Origin of the sequence: Achromobacter anxifer (assembly GCF_903652925.1) — a bacterium.
GTDB lineage: Bacteria > Pseudomonadota > Gammaproteobacteria > Burkholderiales > Burkholderiaceae_B > Achromobacter > Achromobacter anxifer.
In genome coordinates, this window is sequence record NZ_CAHLAR010000002.1 from 759,680 (window position 1) to 775,585 (window position 15,906).

At 64.9% G+C, this 15,906-nt stretch carries 22 protein-coding genes; 4 read left to right on the top strand and 18 right to left on the bottom strand.

Features of this window, described 5'->3' with window-relative positions:
- From HWY37_RS08925 to HWY37_RS08965, 9 genes are all read right to left on the bottom strand, one after another.
- Window positions 1-1,398, bottom strand: a complete 1,398-nt coding sequence (locus HWY37_RS08925; protein ID WP_176088416.1) for a DEAD/DEAH box helicase — start codon at window positions 1,396-1,398, stop codon at window positions 1-3.
- Window positions 1,395-1,874 carry a hypothetical protein gene (locus HWY37_RS08930; RefSeq protein WP_176088417.1) on the bottom strand — a complete coding sequence of 160 codons (480 nt, stop codon included), beginning with the start codon at window positions 1,872-1,874 and terminating at the stop codon, window positions 1,395-1,397. The genes HWY37_RS08925 and HWY37_RS08930 overlap by 4 nt, the downstream gene beginning before the upstream one ends.
- Window positions 1,874-2,794, bottom strand: coding sequence for a hypothetical protein (locus HWY37_RS08935; protein ID WP_176088418.1), 921 nt, complete (start codon window positions 2,792-2,794; stop codon window positions 1,874-1,876). Before HWY37_RS08935 ends, HWY37_RS08930 begins: the two co-directional genes overlap by 1 nt.
- Before the next feature lie 240 nt (window positions 2,795-3,034).
- Window positions 3,035-3,433: a hypothetical protein gene (locus HWY37_RS08940; RefSeq protein ID WP_176088419.1), complete on the bottom strand. Its 399-nt coding sequence runs from the start codon at window positions 3,431-3,433 to the stop codon at window positions 3,035-3,037.
- Window position 3,434: 1 nt separating this feature from the next.
- Window positions 3,435-3,734: a PDDEXK family nuclease gene (locus tag HWY37_RS08945; RefSeq protein WP_063959467.1), complete on the bottom strand. Its 300-nt coding sequence runs from the start codon at window positions 3,732-3,734 to the stop codon at window positions 3,435-3,437.
- A complete protein-coding gene (locus HWY37_RS08950) occupies window positions 3,727-3,897 on the bottom strand; it encodes a hypothetical protein (RefSeq protein WP_176088420.1) in 171 nt (56 codons plus the stop codon). Before HWY37_RS08950 ends, HWY37_RS08945 begins: the two co-directional genes overlap by 8 nt.
- 3 nt (window positions 3,898-3,900) lie before the next feature.
- Window positions 3,901-4,848 carry a DUF7666 domain-containing protein gene (locus HWY37_RS08955; protein WP_176088421.1) on the bottom strand — a complete coding sequence of 316 codons (948 nt, stop codon included), beginning with the start codon at window positions 4,846-4,848 and terminating at the stop codon, window positions 3,901-3,903.
- Window positions 4,849-4,933: 85 nt separating this feature from the next.
- Window positions 4,934-5,134 (bottom strand): hypothetical protein, encoded by a 201-nt coding sequence (locus HWY37_RS08960; protein ID WP_176088422.1) that lies wholly within the window; start codon window positions 5,132-5,134, stop codon window positions 4,934-4,936.
- 78 nt (window positions 5,135-5,212) lie between these two features.
- Window positions 5,213-7,321, bottom strand: a complete 2,109-nt coding sequence (locus HWY37_RS08965) for a DNA polymerase family A protein (RefSeq protein WP_176088423.1) — start codon at window positions 7,319-7,321, stop codon at window positions 5,213-5,215.
- Between the two features lie 66 nt (window positions 7,322-7,387).
- Between HWY37_RS08965 and HWY37_RS08970 the strand changes: the two genes are divergently transcribed.
- Entirely contained in the window at window positions 7,388-7,852 is a 465-nt protein-coding gene (locus HWY37_RS08970) for a hypothetical protein (RefSeq protein WP_176088424.1), read from the top strand.
- Window positions 7,853-7,854: 2 nt separating this feature from the next.
- On the opposite strand, the gene HWY37_RS08975 is transcribed toward HWY37_RS08970, so the two are convergent.
- From HWY37_RS08975 to HWY37_RS09015, 9 genes are all read right to left on the bottom strand, one after another.
- Entirely contained in the window at window positions 7,855-8,223 is a 369-nt protein-coding gene (locus HWY37_RS08975) for an HNH endonuclease (protein ID WP_176088425.1), read from the bottom strand.
- Between the two features lie 229 nt (window positions 8,224-8,452).
- Window positions 8,453-8,635 (bottom strand): hypothetical protein, encoded by a 183-nt coding sequence (locus HWY37_RS08980; protein ID WP_176088426.1) that lies wholly within the window; start codon window positions 8,633-8,635, stop codon window positions 8,453-8,455.
- Between the two features lie 11 nt (window positions 8,636-8,646).
- Window positions 8,647-9,246: an ssDNA-binding protein gene (locus tag HWY37_RS08985; protein ID WP_176088427.1), complete on the bottom strand. Its 600-nt coding sequence runs from the start codon at window positions 9,244-9,246 to the stop codon at window positions 8,647-8,649.
- A gap of 37 nt (window positions 9,247-9,283) precedes the next feature.
- Window positions 9,284-9,490, bottom strand: coding sequence for a hypothetical protein (locus HWY37_RS08990; RefSeq protein ID WP_175213590.1), 207 nt, complete (start codon window positions 9,488-9,490; stop codon window positions 9,284-9,286).
- Window positions 9,487-10,755: a DUF2800 domain-containing protein gene (locus tag HWY37_RS08995; protein WP_176088428.1), complete on the bottom strand. Its 1,269-nt coding sequence runs from the start codon at window positions 10,753-10,755 to the stop codon at window positions 9,487-9,489. Before HWY37_RS08995 ends, HWY37_RS08990 begins: the two co-directional genes overlap by 4 nt.
- On the bottom strand, window positions 10,748-11,071 hold the full coding sequence (locus tag HWY37_RS09000; protein ID WP_176088429.1) for a hypothetical protein: 324 nt from the start codon (window positions 11,069-11,071) through the stop codon (window positions 10,748-10,750). Before HWY37_RS09000 ends, HWY37_RS08995 begins: the two co-directional genes overlap by 8 nt.
- On the bottom strand, window positions 11,068-11,322 hold the full coding sequence (locus HWY37_RS09005; protein ID WP_175213587.1) for a hypothetical protein: 255 nt from the start codon (window positions 11,320-11,322) through the stop codon (window positions 11,068-11,070). Before HWY37_RS09005 ends, HWY37_RS09000 begins: the two co-directional genes overlap by 4 nt.
- The gene (locus HWY37_RS09010) at window positions 11,319-11,810 is read right to left on the bottom strand and encodes a hypothetical protein (protein ID WP_176088430.1); all 492 of its coding nucleotides are present in this window, start codon (window positions 11,808-11,810) and stop codon (window positions 11,319-11,321) included. Before HWY37_RS09010 ends, HWY37_RS09005 begins: the two co-directional genes overlap by 4 nt.
- Before the next feature lie 152 nt (window positions 11,811-11,962).
- A complete protein-coding gene (locus HWY37_RS09015) occupies window positions 11,963-12,403 on the bottom strand; it encodes a hypothetical protein (RefSeq protein ID WP_176088431.1) in 441 nt (146 codons plus the stop codon).
- A gap of 148 nt (window positions 12,404-12,551) precedes the next feature.
- On the opposite strand from HWY37_RS09015, the gene HWY37_RS09020 reads away from it, so the two are divergent.
- From HWY37_RS09020 to HWY37_RS09030, 3 genes are all read left to right on the top strand, one after another.
- The gene (locus tag HWY37_RS09020; RefSeq protein WP_175213584.1) at window positions 12,552-12,791 is read left to right on the top strand and encodes a hypothetical protein; all 240 of its coding nucleotides are present in this window, start codon (window positions 12,552-12,554) and stop codon (window positions 12,789-12,791) included.
- A 290-nt stretch (window positions 12,792-13,081) separates the two neighbouring features.
- Window positions 13,082-15,379 (top strand): VapE domain-containing protein, encoded by a 2,298-nt coding sequence (locus HWY37_RS09025; RefSeq protein WP_176088432.1) that lies wholly within the window; start codon window positions 13,082-13,084, stop codon window positions 15,377-15,379.
- A 283-nt stretch (window positions 15,380-15,662) separates the two neighbouring features.
- Window positions 15,663-15,896 carry a hypothetical protein gene (locus tag HWY37_RS09030; RefSeq protein WP_175213582.1) on the top strand — a complete coding sequence of 78 codons (234 nt, stop codon included), beginning with the start codon at window positions 15,663-15,665 and terminating at the stop codon, window positions 15,894-15,896.
- Window positions 15,897-15,906 lie beyond the last annotated feature (10 nt).

Here is a 15,906-nt window from a genome sequence, read left to right on the forward strand (position 1 = left end):
TTACGCTCTCCTTTTCAGGGCTTCCAGCAGGAGGTCTTGCACCTCGCGCTTGGTTTCGATGCGCGCCAGCACGATCTCGTCGACCGTGTCGCGCGCCAGGATGTAGTGGATGAAGACGGGCCGGTCGTGGCCGGCCTGCATCTGGCGCGTGGGCCCGATGCGTTCGATGATTTGCTGGTGCTCTTCCAGGTTCCAATTGACGCTGAAGAACACCAGGATGTTGCCGCCGTCCTGCAGGTTCAGGCCGTGGCCGGCGCTGGCGGGGTGGGCGAACAGGACCGGGATCTTGCCGGCGTTCCAGTCGCGCAGGGTCTGCGGATCCTTGTCCAGCTGGCGGCCCTTGGGGAAGGCCTTGAGCAGGCGCGCCAGGTCGGACTTGAAGTGGTAGGCCACCAGCACCGGCATGCCGGCCGCTTCCTCGATCACCTCGTCCAAGGCCTGCAGCTTCACGTCGTGGACCTCAGCCCACTGCGCGCCGTCCTCGCCGACATAGGCGGCGCCGTTGGCCAGCTGCAGGCACTTCATGGTCTTGGCCGCGGCGTTGAACGCCTCGACCTCGTGTTCACCGATCTGGGCGAACATGGCTTTTTCCATGTCGTCGTACAGGCTGCGCGCCTTGGCCGGCAGATCCACGCGGATCATGTTGACGATGGGCTCTTTCAGGTCGAACCAGTCGCGCGCGTCCAGCGACAGGCACAGGTCGCGCATGGCGTCCTCGATCTGTTCCTGGGCATAGGGCAACGGCTCGATGCCGTAGCCGTCGAAGGAGGGCCGGAACCAGCGCTGGCGGAACGCGTCGAAAGTGCGGCCCAGGCGCTGGCCCTGGTCCAGGTACCAAGCCTGGCCCCACAGGTCCTGCAGGCCGTTGGGGGAGGGTGTCCCCGTGAGTTCGATGAAGTGCGCCGCGTGCTTGTGCGCGACGCGACCCAGCGCGCGGGCACGCTGCGTGCCCTGGCGCAGCCGGAAGCCCTTCAGCTTGGTGGACTCGTCGGCCACAATCTTGCGGAACGGCCAGGGCCTTTTCCAGCGGTCCAGCAGGTCGACCAGCCAGGGCAGGTTCTCGTAGTTGATCGTGAAGACACTGGCGGAAAACCCGAAGGCGCGCACCAGGGCGCGCTCGCGCGCCTTCACGTCGCCCACGATGGGCGTCACTTCCAGGTTGCGCAGGTGCTGCCATTTGCCGGCCTCGTCCGGCCAGGTCGACTGCGCCACGCGAAGGGGTGCGCAGACCAGCACAGGGCCAGGCTCGACCAGTTCGAGCAGGTCCAGGGCGTTCAGCGTGGACACGGTCTTTCCCATGCCCATGCCGGCCCAGACGCCGCAGCGCTGCACGTCCAGAATGTGATTCGTGATGAGCGCGCCATATGGGCGCGCGATGAAGGCGCGGCGCTTCGTCACTGGCGGCCGTCCTTCTGCGCGCCCGCTTGCGCCGCGATGGTGAGCTTGTAGTGCGCCACCACGTCTCGATATAGGGCTCGGTGCAGGCTCTCTAGGCTGTTTCCCAGCCCGGTATAGTCCCACGCCATATGCGTGCCGTTCATCGTCTGGAGAATTTCGAACGATGGCTCATCCGCGTCACCGGCCTGATCGTGCGCCCATTGCCTAGCTATTGTGTAGGCGACGTTCACGTCTTTCGCGCTCTGTTTCCCCTGGGTAAGGAGGTCTAGAAAGCGCTTCTCGGTCAACGGCTCTATCCAGTACGTTTCGCTGTTTCGCGGAACCCAGTGTTCAGTGATGCCGTCCGGGGATGCATACCGAGTCTTGTAATCTCCGTCTTCGGTGTATCCCACCACGACGACAAGGTGCCAATCGTTGCCGGGCCAGCCTAGTCGGGTAACGCAAACGGTACCCGGCGCAATGACTTTCCGTCCCATTACATGCCCTCCGGCTTGGTGACCGGACCGCCGTTGTCTGGCTCGGTCGGGCGGTCATCGAGGTGGTATTGCGCGGACAGGGCGGCGTCGATCACAGACTGCGCGTGCTTCCGCATGGCGACGCGCCCCGGTTCAGGTAAATGCTCCCAGGGATACCCCTTGAATTCAGTCATCGCCTTCGCGGCGGCATCCAAGTCGATGCCGACCCAGCGCACCGCCTCGCTGGCCTGGGCGGTTGCCCTTGGGGTCTGCTGCATGGTGTAGCTACCGTCAGCATGGCGAAGGAATGAAAAGCCCGCAGTCCGTGCGGCGTCGATGATTCCTCTCGGCACAGCCTCGCTGGCCTGGGGCGCGGCATTCAAAATTGCCTGTACCAGTCCTACAGCGTTGTCCCACGTGCTGTCGTTGGCGAAGTTGCTCAGCACCTCATCCACTTCCGGCAATTCGGCAATGCGCAACGCATCATGCCAACTCGTCGAGTTCGCGTCCTCGGCGGCAGGGACGCTGGTCTGAGGAGAGGCATAGAGGGCGATCCCCGGCTTGCAGCCGTGCTTCCAGTGAACATCCCCACGATGATCGGTTACGGCCACCGGATTCTGCGCCGCCCCGGCTACAGGGGCGCTTGCCAAGGCGGCGTTGTGCTTGGCATATGCGCGGACCTCCTTGTGCGTTTTCAGTCCGGGGCCGGTTCCGGCCCACGCCGCGATATGTTCCAGGGCGAAGACCGCGCGCGGGGTATCGGCTACAGGGGAGCGCAGCTTTACCAGCGCTTCCACAACGCGCCGCATGTGGTCGTACTCGGCCTTGGCCTCCGGCTCGCTGGTCCAGTCGTCGCGGTCGCTGCTGGGCGTATGGCACTCGCGGAGGCTGTCCGCTTCTGCGATCAGGATGCGGATAGCCTCCCGGATCGGGTCCTGCATTGCCGCCGGAACTCTTCCAGGGCGGGCTATTGTGCTAGTGTTGGCCATATCCGGTTTTCCTTTCTCAACTAGGGGATTGACAGTGACTGCTCCGAACTACCGAAAGGCCGTGGCGAACCATGAGGTCATCGTCCAGGCGGAAGAGGGAAGTGCAACTGCGGCGGTGTTCATTCGTCAGCCAGGTGGCACAGCGAAGGAGGCGAAGCTGCCCATTGAGGTGCTTGTTGCTGGGGGTCTTCCTCATCGGGCCGCATTGGCGTTTCTTGCCGACGCCGTTGCAGTGGGCATTGCCAACGCTCGATTGGCGGAATAGCCGTGCCTAGCGGCAACCGCACGTAGAACGACCGCCAGGTCATCCACCCATGCCGGCCAGGTCGGCTCGCCACCTGCGGCAAGCTCGGCCTGGTACTGTTTGCGTGCTTCGTTCGCCATAGCTGACAGGCGCGCCGCCGCGCCCGCCAACGGCGTATCGTCCGCCGCGCTGGCCGCGCCAACGTCGGCCGGCGCGCCGAACAGGCCGGCCATCATTTTTTCGTGCATGGCCTCGGTGTCGCAGGTGGCGCAGACGCCAGGACCGCCGCAGCGGGCGCGGGCACCATCGGCGCGAGGGGTAACCCATCCGTGTTTCGTATCGCTCATGTCATGCCTCCCGGGCCAGCGCATCCACGCCGGCGATGCTGTCGACCACCTCCACGCGAAAGCCCAGCTTGCGCAGGCGCGCATGCTCGCGCTCCTGCGCCGCGGTGGCGGCTTCGCCGGTGGCTTTGAACTCGATGAATTGGACGTAGCGCGCGACGATGGCCTGGTGTTCGGGCGGGATCGCGCGCAGGCGCAGCCGGTCCGGCACGTTGCGCCGGCCGGGGCTGGTGAACTTGTAGGGGAGGTCGCCCTGCGCCTTGAACATGGCGACCCCGTACTGCTCGATGCTGGACTCACGCATAGCAGACACCCCAGACGTCGCATAGAGCCATCGCCACCAGGTCGAATACCAAGTAGCCCAAGACGCCCAGGCACACCAGCGCGCAGAAGACCGCGCACGCCGTGTCCAGGCGCCCCAGCGGGGGCAGGAGAGGGAATTCGTCGTCATCGTGGCGCTGGTGCATGGCTTACTCCTGGTCGTCGGGAACTTCGATGAAGGCGCCGTCGGCCGCCAGGCGGTACCAGGTGTCGGGCTTGACACCGTCCTGGCCCGCGATGGCGCTGCGGATGTGCACGAGCTTGAAATCGTCGTCGCGGTAGCACAGGACGATGGCACTGCCGGCGCTAGCGCGGGCGCGGCCCTGGTAACCCGAGGCCATGGCAACGGAATCCTTGCCGGAAACGCTGGCGGCCGAGTAGTCGCCCGTGTTGCTGGCGGCCGAGCGGGCGCCCGTGTTGCTGGCGGCCGAGCGGGCGCCCGTGTTGCTGGCGGCCGAGTAGTCGCCCGTGTTGCTGGCGGCCGAGCGGGCGCCCGTGTTGCTGGCGGCCGAGCCGTAGCCCGTGTTGCTGGCGGCCGAGCGGGCGCCCGTGTTGCTGGCGGCCGAGTAGTCGCCCGTGTTGCTGGCGGCCGAGTAGTCGCCCGTGTTGCTGGCGGCCGAGCGGGCGCCCGTGTTGCTGGCGGCCGAGCCGTAGCCCGTGTTGCTGGCGGCCGAGCCGTAGCCCGTGTTGCTGGCGGCCGAGTAGTCGCCCGTGTTGCTGGCGTGGGAACGCTCTTCGGTTGCGGTCGCGCCGTTCGCCTTGTCCACGCGCGCCATGATCCACTCGACGGCGGACTTGATCAGCTGCGGAACCTTGATTTCCGCCTCGATGGTGATCTTGCCGCTGGCCAGCTTCGTGTCGCCGCCTTCCTTCCGGTCGATATCGCCGTGCGCGACCACCACGGCATAGCGGCTCTCGGCCGGCGCGTAGTAGCCGAACACGTCCAGCGGATACTCGCAGCTGTGGAAGCCGCCCGAGGCGCAGCGCACGACCTTGCCTTCGTGCTCGTAGGTCTTGCCCAGCTCGTACTGGTAGCCGCGGCAGGCGAGGTTCTTGTCGAAGCCCTTGAACGCGGTGATGCGGGTGTCGTTGCTCATGTTGCGATCCTTGTGGTGTGGTGTTTGCTACAGTGAATTGCCTATTTGCTAAACATTGAGGCGAAAGAAAGCCCGGCGAACCGGGTTAGGCAGGGGTGGCAGGGCGCAGCTCGCGCGGACGGTACGCCTTAGGCTGGCCGCAATAGGCGCGGCGAGCGTAAGTCAAGGCCCCATCTGCGCCCCAGCCCTCGGCGCGCAACGACAGGTAGACGTTCGCGCTGAAAGCGTGGCCGCGGCTTTCGGCCAGGCGGTAGACGCGGCGGCAAAGCTTCAGACTTGCGGTCATGTTCTTCTCCTGGTAGCTCGCCTGAAATTGGCGTGTTAAGCAAATATTAGCAAACGCTAAATTAAAAGGTCAACAACTTTATTCTTTGCGATAGCGCAACGCTTCGAACCCGGCCGCCGCCAGGGGGATGTCAGCCGCCCAGGCCGGCGGCGTGGCCATGATGCTGGCCAGGTGTGCGGCGTTGAACTCAGGACTGTCCGGGGCTTCGGTAATGATTTCGTCGTGCACGGTCAACACGATCTGGTAGCCGGCCGCCTCGACCGCCGGCATGTTGTGCGCCAGGATGTCGCGCGCAAACGACTGGCAGGCGTTCTCGAACAGCTTGCCGCCGTAGCTGTGCAGCCGTGTCCACTTCCGGCTGTACTGGTTCACGCCCATGTACGAGAACTTGCCGTTGTCGTCGACCTGAGGGGAGGGGTAGCACAGGAACCGGCCCGACGGCATGCGCACGCGCAGCCAGGCGCCGTCCCGGCGCAGGCGGAACCGTCCGCAGTCGATCGTCATGCCCGGGTTGCGGGTGGCGCGCATGGCGGACTCTTCCAGCGCGCCCCACAACGACTCAATGCCCTGGTGCCCGCGCCGCCATGCCCGCTTGAAGCTGTCGCAGACGATGAACGCGCGCTCGGACAGGCCGAAGGTGCTGCGGCGCTTGCGCACCGTCCAGTCGTACATGCCCTTGGCTTCGTCGCGGATGTCGTCGGGCAGGCCGGGGTAGGCGTCCTCGGCCATCTGCTCGATGTCGAATCCGTAGGTCAGAGCGCCTGTCAGGAACGCGCCGACGCCGCCCTGGTACGCCAGCATCAGTTCCATGACCTTGCCGATTTGACGCATGGTCTTGTCGACGTCTTCCGGCCGCACGCCGAACGCCTTGGCATATGCCACCTTGTACAGGTCGGCGCCGATGCCGGCGTCGAAGTCACGGAATGCCTGCAGCTTCCAGGACTCGCCCGCCAGCCAGGCTGCGTCCCGCCCCTCGATGTTGGCCAGGTCGGCCACGACCAGCTTCTTGCCGCGCGGTGCCACGATGCAGCCGCGGATGGCGGCGCTGGCCACCTCCATGACGTTGTCATAGATGAGGTCCGCCGCGCCGGCCTTGATGGCGTCGATGCCGAAATCGATCTCGTCCTGCAGGGCCTCGTCGCGCAGCGTTCCGATCTTCGGGCGCGGCAGGTTCTGCGGCTGCCAGAGGCGACCGGCCCAGCGCCGCGTGCGCCCGGCGCCGGCAAACTGCAGCAGGCCGCGCAGCCGGCCGTCCGCGCTGGCGCCGTTGATGAGCCGCTTGTACTTGCTGGTGCTGGACGTGCTGGCCTGCAGGCGGATTGCCAGCAGCTCGCGTAGGGCCCACGGCAGCGCCTGGTCCTCGATGCGACGCTCCAGGGTACTGGCCTGCAGGTCGGGCAGCTCTACGCCATACTCGGCCAGCAGGTGCGCCAGCAGCTTGTCGCGCTTGGTGGCCGACTCGACCGCGCCGTCGGTCAGCTCCAGGGTGCGGGCGGCCAGGTTCTTCTTGGCACGCTCCACCGCCGTTACCGCCGCCTGTGCCAGCTCCCTGTCCACCAGCACGCCGCGCTGGTTGATGCGCTGGTCCAGCAGCCAGAGGTTGAACTCCTCGCCGCTGTAGTTCCAGGTGGGCATCTTGCGGTAGATGACCCGCATGGCCTCGATGTCCTGGCCGGCGTACTCCACGAACTGCGCCCACTCGGCAGGGTGGGTGTGGCGCGTCGCGCGGCGCAGGGCCATATTCTTGGGCCGCGGCTTGCAGAACAGCTGGATGAAGCCCTTGCCGGTCTTGAGCTTGCGCTGGTCCAGAGGCACATTCATCACGTCGCACAGGATGTCCAGCGCGCCCGGCAGGGCGTGCGTGTAGGCCTGCACCATCGTGTCGAACCAGGCCGCCTCGGGGATCATGGCGTGCAGCGCCGGCTGGGCGTGCTTCATGACCGTGCGGTCGAACATGCCGCCGTTGTGCCAGACGTGCCGGGTATCGGGCCGCTGCAGGATCTCCAGCAGCGCGGCCGGCGGGCGCGGGTCGGCTGTGACATCCCAGACGCGCACCGACTCGTCCTCCAGCGCGTAGGCCCAGAGCAGGATCTCGGCCTTCTCGGCGTAGGCGTGCGTGCCGTAGGTCTTCAGGTCGCGCTCGCTGAAGGTTTCCAGGTCGTGGAAGGCGGTGGCGGTGGGGATCATGCTGCGGGGACTCCAGGTCTACCGGTACACTTGACGCATCTTGTGGGCGTCAACAGGGGGTAAAGCGTGCGAAAAATCATTGCTGCTGTGGTGGTTTTGTCTTGCTTCAGCGGGCCTGTTCTGGCGCGCGACCTTAATGCGGGCGCCGTCGCCCGCCTCTGCCTCCACGAGGCCGCCCGCGAGGCGGCGGGCAGTGCGCAGGCGCAAGGTCTGTGCACTACGCTTTTCGAAGGCTATTTGGCCGGCCTCAACGAGGGGGCATCCCGTGGCGTTTCCGCCGCCTACATGGATGACGCCGAAGTGTTCAAGATCACTGGGGCCGACGGCGCGAACGCCCTGGCCGAGCGTGCGGCAAGAGCCGTTGCTCGCGCGCGGTGTAACGCGCCGCCGAACTCGGACATGCTCATTAACCGTTTTGTCGACAAAGTGGTGCACGTGAAGGACGGCAAGCTGACGAACACGCCCCTTGCCGATCGCACATTCAAGCTCGTAATGCGCCTCGTGCTTGATGAGGGCGATTGCAAGGGCTGACATCACGCTGCCTTCCTAAAAGGGGTGTAGTGCCGGCCTTCGGCCACGCACTGTTGGACGTTCTTGCGTTGCGTACCGCCCTGCAGGTGGGCGGGGTTGCAGCACAGTCGGTTGTTGCACAGGTGCATCACGACGCTCTTGCTGTTCAGGCGCCGGCCGCCCATTTCGACTAGCGCCACGCGGTGCGCCAGCGCCGACTTCACCTTGCCCTTGCGCGGGCCTTTCTTGAATCGCATGCTCATCTTTCCGTAGCCGGAAGCATTCCGTGCGCCGATCCACAGCCAGCAGGGCGTGCCGTTGTGCGACAGCTCGTCGGAGATCATGGTGTTGGCCAGGATGCGCTCGGCCAGGTTTGCGTACGGCGATGCCACGGTGCGTCCTCATGCTGAAAGGGGTGGGGACCATGCCCCGGATTGCCGCCATTTCTATTGCCGGCTTCCAACGGATTGCGCGTACTCACCAGCGCCGTAATCAACATGTGCGGGCGGAGCTGGGTAGCGATCCGGGGCGTTGGCGCCGCGTGGTCCTGGTCGCGGCTGAGGATGGGAAGCCCCCGCTATCGCACGGCGCCGGGGAGGGCGGCGCCGTGAGGGTGTGGGGTTATGCCTGGTTGCCGGTGTCGTCGTCTTCGCAGTGCGAATACTCGCCGCCGAGAGCCGTCGCAATTTGTTCGCCAGTCGCCCGGGCGACAGCGTCGAATCGGTCGGTAGACACTTGCGATCCCACATACTGAGCCGGAATGCGGAGGAAAAAATCTCCCACGTGCACAATGAAAGTCAGCATGTGCGCGCTCCTTAGGCCAGGTCGTCGCCGGCGTCGGAGCCGTCGCCGAGGTCGTCGAAGTCGTCGGCGTCGCCCTTGCTGGTGCCGCCGAAGGAATCGCCGTCCTTGGCGAACTGCACGCCGTTCACCGTGCAGCGGATCGTCTTGCCGTACTTGTTGTCCTGGGCCCACAGGTCCACGGTGGCGTTGACGTAGCAGCCCGAATAGATGCGGCCTTCCTTGCCCGGGTATGCGGTGCCCTTGGCGGCGTCGATGATCGGCGACTTGTCGGCGTCCAGCAGCAGCGGCATGCCGTCCTTCTTTTGGCGCACCGCGCCCAGGGCCATGTTGCCCTCGAAGCCGTCATAGGCCTTGCGCTTGCCCGGGTAGTAGCAAACCTCTTTCGGGTTGCCGGTTTCGAGCAGGTTGTCGACGATGGCCTTGCCCTTGGCACCCCACTTTTCCGCCGCGGCGGCATACATGCCGTCCTCGATGGTCTTGCGGGCGGGGTGGCCCTGTTCGGGAATGAGGAAGGTGCAGCCGTAGCGCTCTTCCTGACCAGCTTCGAAGGCCTTGGCCTCGGTCAGGCTTTGGGCGAAGGCGACACGGACGTTGCTCAGTTTGACTTTCATTTTCAGGTTCCTTATGGGTCTGTCTATTTGCTGCGGTTCAACGGAAAAATTCAGGGTGCGCGCGCTTGGCGCGCGCGGTGGCCTTGGCTATCGCCTTGGCCCGTTCGTGGGGGTTTCGGACGCGGGCGGCCGACTGCAGCGCCAGGCGGAACTCCAGCGGCAGGACGTTGGCGTCCTTGCCTTCGTTCTCCCGGGGCGCCGATGTCAGCGTCGGGTTGTTGGGCTGCAGTCGGTGCGTGCTCATACGAGGTCCGCTCCTTCGGTGACGACTTCGCCAGCGCCGGCCGTGACGTCGTCGAAGTCGTCCGCCGCGGGCTTGATGACCAGCGCGGGGCGCTTGTCGGATGCCGGCGCCACGCTGGGCGAGCCCTCGGACTTGGTGATCAGGGCCTGCGCCTTCGCCCAGCGGCGCGGGGTGTCCTTGAGCAGCTTCTCGGCGTTGGTCGGGCTGATGACCTTCTTGTCGTACATTTCGTCCGACTTCAGGCGCATGCCCTTGAGCAGTTCCTCGGCGTCTTGCTCGCTCGTCCACTTGCGGGGGCCAGCGCGGCCCTGGACCAGTTTCCAGCCGTCGACGGGCTCGCCCAGCAGCAGGCGGCGTTCAACTTCGCCCCGGACGCCGTTGCCCCAGATCTCGATCAGATCTAGGGCCTGCATCGCTTTGCCCAAGGCTTCGGGCGTGGCCGGTGTCAGCGCTTTCAAGGTCATGGCCTTCTGCTCGTCAGAGCACGCCCACGCAGTCAGGGTGTCGAAATCGGTGCCGATCTCGTCCTGGACGTGCTGCGCCAGCGCAGGGCATGCGCCGCGTGCCTTGCAGAAGCGACACGCCTTTTCCGACGGCGCGTAGTCCGAGGGCACGGGCGGTGTCTCGCTGCCGACATACAGATAGGCGCGCTCGGCGGCTTCCTTCAGGCGCGCGCCGCGCTCGCGCAGCTCGTCGACCGTGATGGCCCACTCGCTGACGTGGTTCAGCCGCGGCTGGTGAATCGTCATGCGCACGCGCTCGAAGTCCAGGACGACGGCAAACTGATCCAGCGCGCCCAGCGCGTAGAGGATCATCTGCTTGTTCTCTTCGGCGTCGACCTTCACGCCGCGCCCGAACTTCAGGTCACAGACGTGCAGCTCGTCGTCCGTGCGCAGGATGACCGCGTCGGACGTGCCGAAGGCCTCGGGCACCCAGCGGCTGATGTCCAGGCGCTGTTCAAGCAGCAGCTCATGGCCGGCGGAGACGTCGCGCACGTAGTCCACATACTTCTGGACCTCGGTCGCCATGTCGGCCGTCACCTCCACGGTCTTGCCGGCGCGCATCGAGATGCGACGACCCTTGTAGGCCATCGCATCCTTGCCCTCGCGCAGCGCCATTTCAGCCACAGAATGCGCGGCCGTGCCCTCGTCGGCGTAGTCGCTGCTGGTGTCGGGGTAGCCCGCCTCCAGCTGGATGCTTGCCGGGCAGGTGGACCACCGCTCAGCGCCCGAGGGCGAGAGGGTGGCGTGTGCGGGTTCAGTCATTGCTGACCTCCCCACCGCCCTGGACTGGCGCGCCCGTCAGCGTCGCGGCTTCCACCGGGATGCAGGAGACACGACTCCCCTGGAAGGTGTACAGCTGGCCCGCGTAGATGAACGGCGCGCTGCTGCCGCGAAGGTCAAGAAGTTGCGCACCCAGCTGGGTGACGCGTTGGGTGGCGGCCTCCATTGCAGCTATCGCAGTCGCCGGTTGACCAGCAGTACCCATCGCGGCGATCGCAGCTGCGGCTGCCTCCCGGTGCGTGTTCTCCTCAGCTTGCGCCGCAAGCAGATTCGAAATCAGGGAATCCAGGCTGTTCATTTCAATGCTCCTATGTCAGCTTGGCCATAGACGCGCTTGAGCTTCTGATAGACCGCGCGGGTGCTGGTGGCCCGATGGCGCCAGGTGCCGGTGATGGCCGCGTAGCGCATGATGGGTTTGCCCATGGCGTCCAAATTGCCGGTAGGCACAGCCTCCTCACGGCCGCCCTCGCAGACCAAATCGTGAGAGGGCATTCCGGCCGTCATGCGGCGCGCAGCCCGGCGCAGCGCACGAGCTTTGCGGCCGTTCATGCGATGGCCTCTTCGTGGGACGCGGTGGGGTCGTAGTCGCCGGCGATTACCTGTTCCGCCTTCGCCTTGAAGTCCGCGAACTGATCGGCTTTCAGATCCTTGGCGGAGGTGACGCCGAAACGCTGCAGCAGGCCTTCAGCCTTGGCGCGGCTGATCTTGGCGATCTCCAGCACCAGCGGCTTGATGTCCTTCGTGTAGTCGAGGGAGGAATCGACGGGCGCGCTGGCTTTCGTCGATTCGGTCGAGGAATTCGCCGAGCTGTCGGATGCAGTCGGGGTCGGCTTTTCCTGCGAGGCCTTGGCGGACGTGTCCGCCGTCTGGGCCTTTTTTTCCGCGGGCGCCGAATCGGGCTTGGTCGTAGCTGCCGGTACGTCGCCAGTGGCGAGCAACGTGGCGGTGGCCAGGGCGTCCTTGGCGGTATCGAGTGTCGCGGTGAAAGTGACTCGCGCGTCCTTGATGGCGCGCTCAACGGTGATCCCGAAACTCATGTCTTTTGCTCCAATTGGTGAGGTGGTGCACTGCTATTTCAGATTAGCAAATGCGATATTTATGGGCAATTGAAATTTACTGTTTGCTAAATTTCAGGACGCAAAAAAGCCCGCAGAAGCGGGCGCGGTTTTCGAATCGGCATGGCGGGCTCCTACATGGTCAGCTTCACCAATCTCATAGAGAAATCACGGTCGAGCTTGCCTGTAAGTTGGGCGTGCTCATAGACCAAATTCACGATATCCGCGTATTTTTCAGGGGTCAGCGAGGTTTTCAACTCCTGTTGTATCTCTGCAACCATTTTCACTGCGCCGCCCACGAAGCTCGGATCAACGCGCACGGTTTGCGTCGGGGCGACCCCGCCGGTACCGGTATGCGGCTGGTCCATCCAGTAAATGGGTTTACCGGCCTCGCGCTCGATGCGACGGCACGTTTTTTCGGTAATGACCCGGTGTCCGTTAACCATTTGCGACAAAAACGATGGTCCCGAGTGTCCCATCTTTTTAGCAAAGCTGGCCGGGCCTCCTTGCTCTGACAGAACGATGCGAAGGTTGGCGCGGCGTTGCTTATTCATTGGTGTGTCGTCGTTCAACATTGCGTTTTCCTCGTTGGTGGGGTTGGGGTTTTCTCTAGGCCGCGACGGTAACATCCGCCGAAAAGATAAGCAATACGTAATGTTAAATTGCCCGCTCGCATAGTCGATTGCTAAACTACGTTAGCAAACAGTCGAGTGGAGCAATCGAATGAACCAAGACCCCATGGCCGCGCTCTACACGGCGCGCCTATGCAACGTGCGCGCCCTGGCCGCCAGAGAGGGCGGATCCGTCGCCCTGGCTGACAAACTCGGGTGGGATCAGGCCTGGATGTCCCAACTGATCGGCAAGAACCCGTCGCGCAACATCACGGAGCGCACGGCGCGCAAGATCGAGGCGCGTATGGCGCTGCCGATCGGCAGCCTCGATCTTATGCGGGCGGCAGCATGAGGTGCGCACGCCCCATCCATAGGGCCTACGGCCTTTGGGCATCCCGTAAGCGTCGGCCGTTGCCGAAGCCGCCGGTGGACGAGCTGGCGCGTTTCCTTTCTACCTGGGATTCACGCGAGACCCTTCGGGTACGGCAACAGGCTGACATCGCGGCGGAGTGTGTAGCCCGGATTGCAGCGAATAACGAGGCCATCTATGGGCTGCCTTCTGTTCGGGCCGTCTGGTTGTTTGGCCTGTGCGTGGTGGCGATCCTAGCCGGCGTGGTCATGGGCTACCTGGAGAGGTAACAGATGACCGAGAACGATAAGCAGGCGCTGGTCGCAGCGCTGGGCCCCATCATCGACCGCGTGCGCCGGGATGTGTGCTGGAAGAAGACGGACGACGGCCCGCGCCGCGTGGATGAGGCCTTGACCGATGCGCGCCTCGCGCAGCACGTCAACGGCGGCCCGGCCTACGGCGCTGCGCCCATCCTGCCCGGCCAGTCCGTGACGCTCCTGGGCGTGCTGGACTTCGACAGCCACAAGGGTGAAACCCCGTGGCCTGACATGCAGGCCGCGGCCGCGCGCGTGGCGCAGGCGCTGCAGGCCCAGGGCGGCGCACCCGTGGCGTTCCGCTCATCCGGCGGGCACGGTATCCATCTGTACTGCCTATGGGCCGAACCCCAGGACGCCTATAGCGTTCGCATGTGGCTGCGCGCGGCGCTGGCCGCGGCGGGCCTGGCGCCGGGCACCAAGGGCGTGGCCGATGGTCAGGTCGAGGTGTTCCCGAAGCAGGACGCCGTGGGCACCGAAAAGAAGCGCTACGGCAACATGTTCATCCTGCCGCTGGCCGGCGCCAGCGTGCCGCTGGACCCGTTCGACCTGGACGACCTGCCGCGCGACTATCTGGTGGGCATGGACTGGCCGATGTCGGCGCCCGTACCAGTGCTGGAGAAGCCCGAGCGCGAGCTCGCCGCGGTGCCGGCGGGCGACGCCGACGCGGCCGTGCTGGAGAGCGCGCTGGCCGCCATCAAGAACGAGGACGGCAACGCGCTGGACTACGACCAGTGGCGCGACGTCGTCTTCGCCATCCACCACGCCACGGCGGGCGCCGACTACGGGCTGGAGCTGGCGCACCAGTTCAGCGCGCGCAGTGGCAAATACGATCCGGACTTCCTGGATAACCGCGTCTGGCCCTACATCGACAGCGCGCGGGCCGACGCCGTCACCATTCGCACGGTGCTGCACATGGCCCGCCAGGCGGGCTGGCAGGAGCCGGCCGACCTGGTCGCGCGCGACTTCGATGTGGTGGAAGCGCCGCGCGCAGCCGACGGTCGACCTGAGAGGCCGCTACCCAACTTCGAGCGCAACGACCACGGCCGTATCCTGGCCACGATCGGCAACCTGGCGCTGGCCGTGCGCGATGAGCGTTGCAGCGGCGCAACGGTGCGCTATGACGATTTCCGAGCCGAGATCCTGGCTGCGAGCCCGACCGACCCGGAAGGGTGGCGCCCGTTCGAAGACGCCGACTACACCCGCATGCAAATCTATATGGAGGCCGGCGGCTTCCAGAAGATCGCGCGCGAGTCGCTGCGCGACGCCGTATGGCTGGTTGCCATAGAGAACCGATTCGATACCGCGATCAAGTGGCTGTCCTCGCTGGAATGGGACGGCGTGGCGCGCATCGGTACGTTCTTGCCGCGGTACCTCGGCACGCAAGACACGCCGTACACCCGAGCGGTGTCGCGCTACACCTGGACGGCGCTGGCCGGGCGCGTCATGCAGCCTGGCGTGCAGGCCGACATGGTCCCGGTGCTGATTGGTAGCCAGGGCCTGCTCAAGTCCTCGGGCGTGGCCGCCATGGCGCCAGCCGAGGAGTTCTTCACGGAAATGGATCTGGCGAGCCGCGACGCGGAGGCAAGCCGGCGCATGCGCGGGCGGCTGGTCATCGAACTCGCCGAGCTGAAGGGCCTTTTCTCCAAGGACGACGAGGCAATCAAAGCGTTCATCACTCGGCGCGAGGAAGAGTGGCGTGTCCTCTATAAGGAGTTCAACACGACATTCAAGCGCCGGCATTTGTTCGTGGGCACCTCCAACCGTTACGAGTTTCTGTCAGACGATACTGGGCATCGCCGCTGGCTGCCGGCCGCGGTCGTGCGGCAAGTGGATGTGGCAGCGATCGTGCGCGACCGGCTGCAGCTATGGGCTGAAGCCCGCGAAGCCTTCGGCCGGGGCGGGGTGGACTGGCAAGAGGCGGAAGACTTGGCCAAGGGCGTGCACGCCCAGCATGAGATCCATGAGCCGTGGACGCCCATTGTCGAAAACTGGCTCACCGCGGGCGATTTCGAGCCGCTGGGCGGGGCCGAAGATGTCCGCCGGTTGGTGGCCACGTCGCACGAAGTGCTGGTCGGCGCACTGGGGTTCGAGCCGCGCAACATCAAGGTGGGGGATGAAAGGCGCGTGGCGGGAGTCATGAAAAGGTTGGGGTATTTGCAATCAAGGCCGTATGTGGACGGAAAACAGGTCAGGGCGTGGGTTTTTACGGGTCTGCAAGAAATTGCGAGTACGCAAGAAACTGCGAACTCGCAAGAATTTGCGGATTTAGCGTGATGACTGGCCGATTCTGCCCCGTGGACAAGACGCATAAGACGGATCAAGACAGATCGGATTTTTTCTATCTGTCTTACCGGAGAGCCTTTGTTTATGCGGTTCTAGGAGGTAACAAGACAGATAAGACAGATAAATTCTCTATATTTCATGTGCGAATAATTAGGGGCTCCAGGAAAGTTTCCCAAACGAGGGGTCTTATCTGTCTTATCCGTCTTACGGTAAACGCGCAGTTTTTTGCGGATTGGCGCTGGCGCGCGGCGGCCGTTTGCATCGGGAGTGCGCGATGACCCGAATCACGGTAGGTGTGAACGAGAAGGGTGTGCGGGTTGGCGAGGACCACCAGCGCGCCACGCTCACCGACCACGACGTCGAGCTTATGCGCCAGCTGCGCGAGGAGGGCCTGGGCTACAAGCGGCTGGCCAAGATGTTCGACACGAGCGTGCGCAATGTGCGAGACATCGTGAACTACAAACGGCGCGTGACCACGCCCACGGCCTGGAAGACCGTCGAGGGGTAGGGTGCGCATA

Excerpts from the sequence above, each read along its gene's own strand:
- HWY37_RS08930 (WP_176088417.1), bottom strand. The coding sequence starts at position 1,874 with ATGGGACGGAAAGTCATTGCGCCGGGTACCGTTTGCGTTACCCGACTA.
- HWY37_RS08935 (WP_176088418.1), bottom strand. The coding sequence starts at position 2,794 with ATGCAGGACCCGATCCGGGAGGCTATCCGCATCCTGATCGCAGAAGCG.
- HWY37_RS08940 (WP_176088419.1), bottom strand. The coding sequence starts at position 3,433 with ATGAGCGATACGAAACACGGATGGGTTACCCCTCGCGCCGATGGTGCC.
- HWY37_RS08945 (WP_063959467.1), bottom strand. The coding sequence starts at position 3,734 with ATGCGTGAGTCCAGCATCGAGCAGTACGGGGTCGCCATGTTCAAGGCG.
- HWY37_RS08950 (WP_176088420.1), bottom strand. The coding sequence starts at position 3,897 with ATGCACCAGCGCCACGATGACGACGAATTCCCTCTCCTGCCCCCGCTG.
- HWY37_RS08955 (WP_176088421.1), bottom strand. The coding sequence starts at position 4,848 with ATGAGCAACGACACCCGCATCACCGCGTTCAAGGGCTTCGACAAGAAC.
- HWY37_RS08960 (WP_176088422.1), bottom strand. The coding sequence starts at position 5,134 with ATGACCGCAAGTCTGAAGCTTTGCCGCCGCGTCTACCGCCTGGCCGAA.
- HWY37_RS08965 (WP_176088423.1), bottom strand. The coding sequence starts at position 7,321 with ATGATCCCCACCGCCACCGCCTTCCACGACCTGGAAACCTTCAGCGAG.
- HWY37_RS08980 (WP_176088426.1), bottom strand. The coding sequence starts at position 8,635 with ATGCTGACTTTCATTGTGCACGTGGGAGATTTTTTCCTCCGCATTCCG.
- HWY37_RS08985 (WP_176088427.1), bottom strand. The coding sequence starts at position 9,246 with ATGAAAGTCAAACTGAGCAACGTCCGTGTCGCCTTCGCCCAAAGCCTG.
- HWY37_RS08990 (WP_175213590.1), bottom strand. The coding sequence starts at position 9,490 with ATGAGCACGCACCGACTGCAGCCCAACAACCCGACGCTGACATCGGCG.
- HWY37_RS08995 (WP_176088428.1), bottom strand. The coding sequence starts at position 10,755 with ATGACTGAACCCGCACACGCCACCCTCTCGCCCTCGGGCGCTGAGCGG.
- HWY37_RS09000 (WP_176088429.1), bottom strand. The coding sequence starts at position 11,071 with ATGAACAGCCTGGATTCCCTGATTTCGAATCTGCTTGCGGCGCAAGCT.
- HWY37_RS09005 (WP_175213587.1), bottom strand. The coding sequence starts at position 11,322 with ATGAACGGCCGCAAAGCTCGTGCGCTGCGCCGGGCTGCGCGCCGCATG.
- HWY37_RS09010 (WP_176088430.1), bottom strand. The coding sequence starts at position 11,810 with ATGAGTTTCGGGATCACCGTTGAGCGCGCCATCAAGGACGCGCGAGTC.
- HWY37_RS09015 (WP_176088431.1), bottom strand. The coding sequence starts at position 12,403 with ATGTTGAACGACGACACACCAATGAATAAGCAACGCCGCGCCAACCTT.
- HWY37_RS09020 (WP_175213584.1), top strand. The coding sequence starts at position 12,552 with ATGAACCAAGACCCCATGGCCGCGCTCTACACGGCGCGCCTATGCAAC.
- HWY37_RS09025 (WP_176088432.1), top strand. The coding sequence starts at position 13,082 with ATGACCGAGAACGATAAGCAGGCGCTGGTCGCAGCGCTGGGCCCCATC.
- HWY37_RS09030 (WP_175213582.1), top strand. The coding sequence starts at position 15,663 with ATGACCCGAATCACGGTAGGTGTGAACGAGAAGGGTGTGCGGGTTGGC.